At 36.6% G+C, this 8,675-nt stretch carries 10 protein-coding genes; 4 read left to right on the plus strand and 6 right to left on the minus strand.

Annotation, left to right across the window (positions count from 1 at the left end; genetic code table 11):
• Positions 1–150: 150 nt before the first annotated feature.
• The 4 genes from AC06OU_RS04170 to hemE all read right to left on the minus strand — a co-directional run bounded on the left by AC06OU_RS04170 (position 151) and on the right by hemE (position 3,388).
• The gene (locus AC06OU_RS04170) at positions 151–720 is read right to left on the minus strand and encodes a TetR/AcrR family transcriptional regulator (RefSeq protein ID WP_169360271.1); all 570 of its coding nucleotides are present in this window, start codon (positions 718–720) and stop codon (positions 151–153) included.
• A 94-nt stretch (positions 721–814) separates the two neighbouring features.
• The gene (locus AC06OU_RS04175) at positions 815–1,285 is read right to left on the minus strand and encodes a FixH family protein (RefSeq protein ID WP_475854181.1); all 471 of its coding nucleotides are present in this window, start codon (positions 1,283–1,285) and stop codon (positions 815–817) included.
• A 98-nt stretch (positions 1,286–1,383) separates the two neighbouring features.
• The gene (gene hemH / locus AC06OU_RS04180; protein ID WP_475854183.1) at positions 1,384–2,313 is read right to left on the minus strand and encodes a ferrochelatase; all 930 of its coding nucleotides are present in this window, start codon (positions 2,311–2,313) and stop codon (positions 1,384–1,386) included.
• A 22-nt stretch (positions 2,314–2,335) separates the two neighbouring features.
• Complete coding sequence (gene hemE, locus AC06OU_RS04185) at positions 2,336–3,388, minus strand: uroporphyrinogen decarboxylase (protein ID WP_475854184.1); 1,053 nt, start codon at positions 3,386–3,388, stop codon at positions 2,336–2,338.
• A 292-nt stretch (positions 3,389–3,680) separates the two neighbouring features.
• On the opposite strand from hemE, the gene AC06OU_RS04190 reads away from it, so the two are divergent.
• Positions 3,681–4,169, plus strand: a complete 489-nt coding sequence (locus AC06OU_RS04190) for an antibiotic biosynthesis monooxygenase family protein (RefSeq protein ID WP_169360274.1) — start codon at positions 3,681–3,683, stop codon at positions 4,167–4,169.
• 561 nt (positions 4,170–4,730) lie between these two features.
• On the opposite strand, the gene AC06OU_RS04195 is transcribed toward AC06OU_RS04190, so the two are convergent.
• Together AC06OU_RS04195 and AC06OU_RS04200 are read right to left on the minus strand one after the other, a co-directional pair.
• Positions 4,731–5,927, minus strand: coding sequence for an ABC transporter permease (locus tag AC06OU_RS04195; RefSeq protein ID WP_475854186.1), 1,197 nt, complete (start codon positions 5,925–5,927; stop codon positions 4,731–4,733).
• Complete coding sequence (locus tag AC06OU_RS04200) at positions 5,920–6,660, minus strand: ABC transporter ATP-binding protein (protein ID WP_475854188.1); 741 nt, start codon at positions 6,658–6,660, stop codon at positions 5,920–5,922. The genes AC06OU_RS04195 and AC06OU_RS04200 overlap by 8 nt, the downstream gene beginning before the upstream one ends.
• Positions 6,661–6,815: 155 nt before the next feature.
• On the opposite strand from AC06OU_RS04200, the gene AC06OU_RS04205 reads away from it, so the two are divergent.
• The 3 genes from AC06OU_RS04205 to AC06OU_RS04215 all read left to right on the plus strand — a co-directional run bounded on the left by AC06OU_RS04205 (position 6,816) and on the right by AC06OU_RS04215 (position 8,563).
• Positions 6,816–7,244: an HIT family protein gene (locus AC06OU_RS04205; protein WP_298467197.1), complete on the plus strand. Its 429-nt coding sequence runs from the start codon at positions 6,816–6,818 to the stop codon at positions 7,242–7,244.
• A 110-nt stretch (positions 7,245–7,354) separates the two neighbouring features.
• Entirely contained in the window at positions 7,355–7,879 is a 525-nt protein-coding gene (locus AC06OU_RS04210; protein ID WP_475854190.1) for a tryptophan transporter, read from the plus strand.
• A 306-nt stretch (positions 7,880–8,185) separates the two neighbouring features.
• Positions 8,186–8,563: a YtxH domain-containing protein gene (locus AC06OU_RS04215; protein WP_475854192.1), complete on the plus strand. Its 378-nt coding sequence runs from the start codon at positions 8,186–8,188 to the stop codon at positions 8,561–8,563.
• The last annotated feature ends 112 nt before the right edge of the window (positions 8,564–8,675 follow it).

Below are 8,675 nucleotides of genomic sequence, written 5' to 3' on the forward strand. Positions count from 1 at the left end.
ATCACTGGAATAAATAAAACTGCAATTATTGAAATCAATAATTTTTTGTTTTTAAAAATACCTTTCCATTCCGATTTTATCATGTCGATTCCTCCTAATACTATATGACCGATATGTTCATCTGGTCATTTTTAACTAAAAAAATGAGTCTCAAATTGCGAGACTACGAAAAATTGTATCCTGAAAGAAGTTAGCAATATCTTCTTCAGATAATGAATCATCGTGGGTTAAGTTCCAATCATTTACGAATGCAACATAAGCCTTTAATAATAAATATGCTACAAGCTCTGCATTTACCTGTCGGATTTCTCCCTTTTTAACATATTTATTGATTTTCTCACATATGAACGAAACAATAGCTTGCTCGACTTGGCCAATGACATGCTTTACTGCAGGAGTTTTCCATTGTTTTTCCTCATCAATTATTTTTGCGTACAATTGATGTGTTTCACGAAACTCGAGCATCTTCATGAGCGCTGCATGAGCATTTTGCTGAAATGGAGCATCTTCTATAATGACATTAACAGCTTCCAGTTTCATTTCTTCAATCATATGAAGGACAATTTCTTGGAACAAGACTTCTTTGTTTTCAAAGAAATTATATATAGTTCCTTTTCCTACATTTGCAATCTTGGCTATTTGCTCCATAGTTGTTGCTTTATATCCGAAAAGAGAAAAGGATTTATTGGCAGCTATTAAGATTTCCTGTTTGCGGTCCATTTGGTTATCCCTCCTCATAAAAAAATGACCAGAAAACCATTTCGGTCAACTAGTCATTATAATACTCTCTATTGTTTATTTACGCAAGTAAAATTTAATGTTTTTCACTCATATGATCCATCGAGTTATCACTATCATCAGGTAACACTTTACTCATATCTGGTGTACCTACTGTAAGCTCTTGTTTAGGCATTACGTGCATATCTCTTGCAGTTGTATGAGCAAACATATAATAAACTCCGTCATGTTCAAACGTAATCTTAGCCTCATAAATGCCGTCTTCTGTTAATGTACCTTCTATTAATTGTCCTTCATCACGTAATCCAGATTCCCATACTTCAAACTCTACTTTGTCGGCATCATTGACTGCTTCCTCACTTTGTGTAACTTTAGCAGAAAGAATTACTTCTTCACCAACAGGTAAATCTTCAGGTGTTTGAATCTCTACAAAAACCTCTTCTAACGTTCCTTGCTGACTTGTACTTGAATGTGTTTCTTCCTTTTCACCACAGCCTACTAATGTTAAAGCTACAAGTAGTGCTAGTGAGATAATGACCTTTTTCATTCGAAAAATCCTCCCAGAATGGTAATGTAAAACTCCATATGCTTACTAAAAATACTCTAAAAGCCAATAACTTTTAGAGCATTCTAGCAATCAGTTTGTTAAGCTTTTAAATGCTTCATCACTACGTCCGCCATAGCATCAATAAATTGAGGCTGGTCGTTTGGCATAGCTGGGCGCACATAAGTAGCACCGATTTCATCACAAACCACTTTACATTCGTAATCGTTGTCGTAAAGAACTTCTAAGTGCTCCGCAACAAATCCTACTGGAGTATAAACGAATGTTGTATAGCCTTTTTCTTTGTGTAAATCATGAGTCAAGTCTTGTACATCTGGTCCAATCCATGGTTCAGGAGTTTGACCAGCACTTTGCCAGCCTACTGCATAATTTTTTACACCAGCAGCCTCAGCGATTAAATCTGCTGTTTCTTTTAACTGATCTTCGTATGGATCTCCCATAGTTTTAATTTTTTCAGGTAAAGAGTGAGCTGAAACAACTAAACAAGCTTTTTCACGTTGCTCTTCTGACATATTAGCAAAAGCCTCGCTTACTTTCTCGCTCCAGTATTGAATGAATTTTGGCTCTGTATACCAGCTTTCTACTGAAGTTATTTTAAGGTTGCCCAGTTTTTCAGCCTCTTCTTTGATACGTCCATTATATGATTTAATAGAGAACGTAGAGAAATGTGGAGCCAATACGATGGAAACGGCTTCCGTGATTCCATCCTTATGCATTTCTGCCACTGCATCCTCTAAGAAAGGCTCAATATGCTTTAAGCCAATATATAACTTAAATTCAATGTCATCTTGTACTTCATTTAAACGTTCGCAAAGTCCTTTTGCTTGGTTTTCTGTGATTTTAGCTAGCGGAGAAATTCCTCCAATTGCTTTATAGCGACCAGTTAAATCCTCTAATTGTTCTTCGCTTGGTTTACGACCATGACGAATATGCGTATAGTAACGTTCAATGTCCGCTTCCTCATATGGAGTTCCATATGCCATTACTAATAATCCCATTGTCTTCTTCATTTTTGTCACCTCAAAAGTTATTTTAGTTAGATTTCGCTGCAATAAGTTCTCTACTATAATCATGGATAAACGAAGTTAAGCGTTTCAAAACATCCGGATCAACTTCTGGGAACACGCCGTGACCTAGATTGAAAATATGACTAGGGTGAGCTACACCTTGTTCAATAATCAATTTTGCACGTTTCTCAATTTCTGCCCAATCCCCAATTAAATAAGATGGATCCAAGTTACCCATTAGGGGTTTAGTTAATCCTTTTGCACGAGCTTCCTCAATGGATAGGCGCCAATCGATACCTACTACATCTACAGGTAGATCATGCCACTCCATTGCCAGGTGGCTAGCTCCTACACCAAAAGTGATTAACGGAACACCGGTTTCACGCAACACAGAAAAGATGCGTGTCATAATAGGCTTGATGAAAATACGATAATCTTCTACATTTAATGCACCAACCCAAGAGTCAAAAATTTGGATGGCCTTAGCTCCAGCTTTAACTTGAGCTTTTATGTAAATAACAATCATATCAGCAAGCTTGTCCATTAAAGCAAACCATGCTTGTGGCTCAGATACCATAAATGATTTCGTTTTGTTATAGCTTCTAGATGGTCCGCCTTCAATCATGTAGCTTGCTAATGTGAATGGAGCACCTGCAAAACCAATTAGTGGAACATTTAATTGTTCTGTCGTTAATAATTTGATAGTATCTAAAACAAATGGTACGTGGTCTTCTGGAGAGAATTCTCCTAGTTTTTCCACATCTTGTACGGTACGTATTGGATTTGAAATGACTGGTCCAACACCAGATTTTATTTTTACGTCTACTCCGATTCCTACAAGTGGAGTTACAATGTCTTTATAAAGAATAGCCGCGTCTACATTGTAGTTTTCTACTGGTAGACGTGTCACATACGCACAAAGCTCTGGCTCGTGGGTAATTTGTTCTAAAGAATATTTTTCTTTAATTTTTCTATATTCTGGTTGCGATCTTCCCGCTTGCCTCATATACCATACAGGTGTATGTTCCACTTTCTCACCGCGCGCTGCACGTAAAAGTGTGTCGTTAAAAGTAGTCATTTCATTTCCTGCCCTTCTTAATAACATGTTATTTTATACCTAAATACATTACATGATAATACTTTACTACAATGCCCGAAGAAAATCTTTTGAATTGCCTTTGATAACGATTACATTCCGTTTCCAATATACGCTTCAACTATAGACGTTTCTTGAATTAATGTATAGTTATAAACGGGAATTGTCATAAATTTGTCCTGATTTCAAACCATCCTGAAAAAAGGTAGTTTTTAAATTTGCAAATTAGGGGAAAATATAAATACAAACTATAATTAATACTGGAGGAAGCTTAATGAAATTATATATGACGTCCGGAACACCTGAGTTTATGCAGTCCATAAAAGATAAACACCCCAATGAAAACATATACATTTTACACGGGACGGGAAATTCAGTTCTCATTCATGAAACGACTGGTAAATCCGTCTTTCAAGTCCCTCGTATTTATGAAATTTTAGAATCTCGCGGTAGTTTTAATGAGAATGGATATTTTGTCCTTCACCACATCCCCGTATCAGATGAAGGTAAACCAATATTTGAACATCAATATACAAACCTTTCTCCAACTGTTGAATCTGAACCAGGCTTCATAGCTTTACGCGTTTTAAAACCTTTAAAATCAGATACTTATATTATCTTATCAGAATGGAATGGACCTAATAGCTATGAAATCTGGGAAAAGTCTGTTGCACTAGACTTCACCAGTGTCGCAGATAAGCAACAGTTATTTACAAGCGCACCTTATATATCGACCTATCGTTCGAAAACAAAAGAAGAATAAGAATAAACATTAATAACCAAACACTAAAACGCTCATAATCTGAGCGTTTTCTTATTTTTAATATGTACAAAAATTAAATTAATGATTCCTATTTTTGTAAAACACAAGCGTCACAAAGAAGATAATGCGATTTGCTAATTCAAGTTTTATGTTTGATTAATGAGGCGCTTCGGACCTGCTTATGGGCTCTTTCCTACACCTTATGGGACACTTTCCGCCTGGTTATGGGCGATTCACACCTTTACGGGCGCTTTTCTTTGATTTATGGGTCACTTCCATCCTATTTATAGGCGCTTTCCATACTCTTTATGGGCCACTTTCCGCCTGCTTATGGGCGATTCACACCTTTACGGGCGCTTTGCTTTGATTTATGGGTCACTTCCACCTTGTTTATGGGCTCTTTCTTACTCTTTATGGGACACTTCTAACCTGTTTATGGGCTCTTTCCATACTCTATATGGGCACCCTACTTATAGACAAACTCCATACTTTTTTCTCAAATAAAAAAACTGCAAACTACTCAATTTACTTGAGTGTATTTGCAGTTTTTTATTTCAACAATTAGATTTTACTCATTCGCAAAGTTAGTTCTGACACTACTAACACGGCTACTGGTACTAAGTATGTGATAGGAGAATTTCCGCCTTGGATTAGAACACCTATCAAAACAGCCGCTGCTTGAATGAACTGAAGGATCCTAATCAAACGCGCAACTGATTGCTTTCTTGCGTCCTTTTCAATAGGAAACAAAAGATCCATTCTAAATTCATATCCTGACAATAGTGCATGCTTAATCTGAATAACTGTAGCAAAGGAAAGGGCAGCGGCAAATATGATGGATACGATTGGGAACGGAATGAATATAGCTCCGATGATCGCAAGTCCAGTTAAACGCAGCCACAAATAGAAAAAGTCATTCGTTCGGATGAAAGTCCTCATAACTAAGTAAAGCTGGGTATTTTTTTGTCCATATCTCGCCAGCTTATAAAATACATCCAACCATTTTCTTCTTTTGGTTGCTCCACGAATATGTGGAACGTCGGTAAAGTAATTAGCAAATCGGTAAAATCTCATCATACGAGATTGCTCAACTACAATAAAGTGTTCAAATGGAAATGGAACTTCTTTTTTCTTTTTCACCCATGCCATTGTATAAATAAATTGTACAATAGCCACTAAAATCACAAATAAATAGCTTCCATTCAATAGGAAATACAGTGCTACTAATACAAGTAGAAAGCGTAGAAAACGGTCCCCCCATACGCCTCTTCCATTAGCAGCCCATCGGAAGTTGAACTCCGTATGGATGCTCCAATACTTTAATACTAATAAAAATATCAATAGAGCAATAATTTCTTCTCTTGTACTACCAGCTACTCTTGTAAGTAAAGGAATTGCCACAACATACGCAGCCAAGGTGACTACGATTGAAGAGAAATAGGTCCAACGAAGTGCAAGTCGTAAATATTCCCCTAGCTTTGTTTCTAACGGCAAAAAATACACACTGTCTGCATTTTTTAACAGAGTAACAGGTGTGCTCAATGTAACTAAGATACTTAAGATAAACGCAACTACCAAATATGCGGGAAAATCCTTAGGAGCTGTGTTTAGCCATCCACTATACGTATAGCCTAGCGCGCCAATCGCAAATACGATAACAATAGCCAAATGACCAGAAATAATAAATTTCATATATTTCTGGAGCTCATTTATATAGAAGACAAATCGCTTACTCCATACTTCACGCAAATTATTCATCTTGTTGTTCCTTTGTCATTTCGATGTAAAGATCATCTAATGTAGCATATGGCATGTTAAATGCTGCTCGTAAGTCCGTCATCGTTCCTTGTGCACGAATTTTCCCATTATGCAAAAGAAGTATGCGATCACAATATCGTTCAGCTGTTGATAGAATATGTGTCGACATGAGGACAGAAGCCCCCTCATCCTTTCTTGCTTTCATCTGATCCAGTAGTGATTGAATCCCTAAAGGGTCTAGACCTACAAACGGTTCATCAATAATGTATAGGGATGGACTCACTAAAAATGCACACATAATCATCACTTTTTGACGCATTCCCTTAGAAAAATGAGTTGGAAACCAGTTTAATCGTTTTTCCATACGAAACTCTTTTAATAGGGAAGTTTTTCTAGCCTCAAATACATCCTTGTCCAAATTGTAGGCCATAGCCGTAAGCTCTAAATGTTCATTTAACGTTAACTCGTCATATAATACCGGCGTTTCTGGTATATAAGAAAAAGAAGAGCGATATAGTGCTGGGTCGTCCCTTAACGTCTTTCCGTTTAGTAGAATTTCCCCGTTTGCGGCATTCATTGTTCCAATAATATGCTTGATCGTTGTACTTTTCCCAGCACCATTCAGCCCGATTAAACCCACAAGCTCTCCTTTACCAATAGAAAAGTCCAAATCATGCAATACAGGCTTTCTTGTATATCCACCTGTTACATTTTTTACTTCTAATACAGTCATTTCTACACCTCACTTCTTCTTAATTATAATTTTACCAAAGCCTGCCTTAAAAATCTTCTGTCATTTCATTTCTATCTCTCAAATTGTTAAAAAGAAAAACAAACTTGTCCTATTATATGTTAAACTCATCCTAATAATGAATAGGAGGTTTTTTCATGAGTAACTGTATTTTTTGTAAAATAATCGATGGCTCTATCCCTAGTGCTAAAATTTATGAGGATGAACATGTGTATGCTTTTATGGATATTATGCCTCTGACAAAGGGACATACTTTAATTATTCCTAAATCCCACAAGGAAAATGTATATGACTTAAGCGAAGAAGAGGCTAGCAATTTATTTAAGGTAGTTCCAAAAATAGCGTCTGCATTAAAGGATACGTTTGGACCTGTTGGGATGAACCTATTAAATAATAACGGTGCCCCTGCCGGACAAAGCGTTTTCCATTTTCATTTGCACTTTATCCCTCGCTACGATCAAACTGATGGACTGAAGCTCACTTGGAATACGAAGGAAAAAACCTATTCATCCGAAATGATTCAGGACCTGGCAAAAGAACTGTCAAATAAATTATCAGCCAACTAATTGCTTTTAAAAGGAAAAAGATTTACAATCATTAATAAGTTTCTTGCTGACGATCATGAGGATACGTTAGGAGAACTAAATAGCCGAGAAAAGTTGAGGAGAGATGAGAAATGAATACGAAAAATCTTGTACTAATGTCTTTACTAGTTGGTGTAGGAGCAGTGCTTTACATTATTATTCCCGGTATTAACGGGGGTATGAAGCCAGACTTCATGTTGACCATGATGTTTATTGGAATACTATTATTTCCCGAGGTCAAAAGTGTATTTTTACTAGGGTTCTCCACAGGAATAATTTCAGGATTATTTTCGACCTTCCCTGGTGGCTTTGTTCCAAATATAATAGATAAGACAATCACTGCATTTGTTTTCTTTGGTCTAGTTATTTTATTAAACAAATTAGCTAACAAATTGGCCGTAGCAGTTGTTTTAACTTGCGTTGGCACTCTAATATCAGGAACTGTTTTCCTATCGACCGCTATTTTCATATTTAATGCGGGCGCGGTATTTACAGAACTCTTCCTAATAGTCGTTTTACCAGCAATACTTATAAATGGCATAGCATTTTTTATCATTTATCCAATTGTCGTAAAACTTGTGAAACGCTCTAATTTTAATACTGCACTTACCATTTAACACAAGAAAAGCGTAAGCGCCTGTCTCTGCCCCGACAGACAAATGGGAAAATACGAGGAGGCAGCTCCTCAGCCACCGCAAACGCTCTTGTTTGCGACGAGCTTGCGCAGGAGCAGTATTTCCCCATTTGACCCCGAGGGGCAAGGCGGTGGAGCTAGATATTAATTTATCCACATGTCTATATTTATATAATTCCTAAACACTGAAAAAGCTTTCCTTTTATGAGGAAAGCTTTTTTTGTATTGAATATTATGTTTTAATAATGGAAAGGAAAGGAATAATATATACATATAAGGAGTGATTTGCATGAAAGTATCACAATTATTAATTGGTGTAGCTCTTGGAGCATTAACAGGTGCGACTACTGTACTTTTATCCACCCCTAAAAGTGGTCCAGAAGTTAGGGAAAATATTAAAGCGGTATCTGCTGACTACAAAGACAAGCTTTCCGATATTAACGATCAGCTACGAAAAGTGAAGGTATCGATACAAAGCTTAAAGGCAGAATCACAGGTTATGATCCCACGAACAGTCAAAGACGTGAAAGAAAGCGTTGAAAAGTGGCAAAACGACACAGCCCCTCTCCAACAACAATTACAACATGAGATTTCATCCATTCAAACAGCTATTGATGAGCTTGAACAAGCACTTCCTAAGAAAAAAGAAGTTATAGTTACTAACTAACCAACAGTATGCGTTTAGTCTTTTAGATTAAAGGCATACTTTTTTTAAACCTATAGATTTTTGAATGTTTCAATTATTCTAAAATATATCTATATGAATAGCTTGCTAGACT

This window comes from Psychrobacillus sp. (genome assembly GCF_056205495.1).

Excerpts from the sequence above, each read along its gene's own strand:
- AC06OU_RS04170 (WP_169360271.1), bottom strand. The coding sequence starts at position 720 with ATGGACCGCAAACAGGAAATCTTAATAGCTGCCAATAAATCCTTTTCT.
- AC06OU_RS04175 (WP_475854181.1), bottom strand. The coding sequence starts at position 1,285 with ATGAAAAAGGTCATTATCTCACTAGCACTACTTGTAGCTTTAACATTA.
- hemH (WP_475854183.1), bottom strand. The coding sequence starts at position 2,313 with ATGAAGAAGACAATGGGATTATTAGTAATGGCATATGGAACTCCATAT.
- hemE (WP_475854184.1), bottom strand. The coding sequence starts at position 3,388 with ATGACTACTTTTAACGACACACTTTTACGTGCAGCGCGCGGTGAGAAA.
- AC06OU_RS04190 (WP_169360274.1), top strand. The coding sequence starts at position 3,681 with ATGAAATTATATATGACGTCCGGAACACCTGAGTTTATGCAGTCCATA.
- AC06OU_RS04195 (WP_475854186.1), bottom strand. The coding sequence starts at position 5,927 with ATGAATAATTTGCGTGAAGTATGGAGTAAGCGATTTGTCTTCTATATA.
- AC06OU_RS04200 (WP_475854188.1), bottom strand. The coding sequence starts at position 6,660 with ATGACTGTATTAGAAGTAAAAAATGTAACAGGTGGATATACAAGAAAG.
- AC06OU_RS04205 (WP_298467197.1), top strand. The coding sequence starts at position 6,816 with ATGAGTAACTGTATTTTTTGTAAAATAATCGATGGCTCTATCCCTAGT.
- AC06OU_RS04210 (WP_475854190.1), top strand. The coding sequence starts at position 7,355 with ATGAATACGAAAAATCTTGTACTAATGTCTTTACTAGTTGGTGTAGGA.
- AC06OU_RS04215 (WP_475854192.1), top strand. The coding sequence starts at position 8,186 with ATGAAAGTATCACAATTATTAATTGGTGTAGCTCTTGGAGCATTAACA.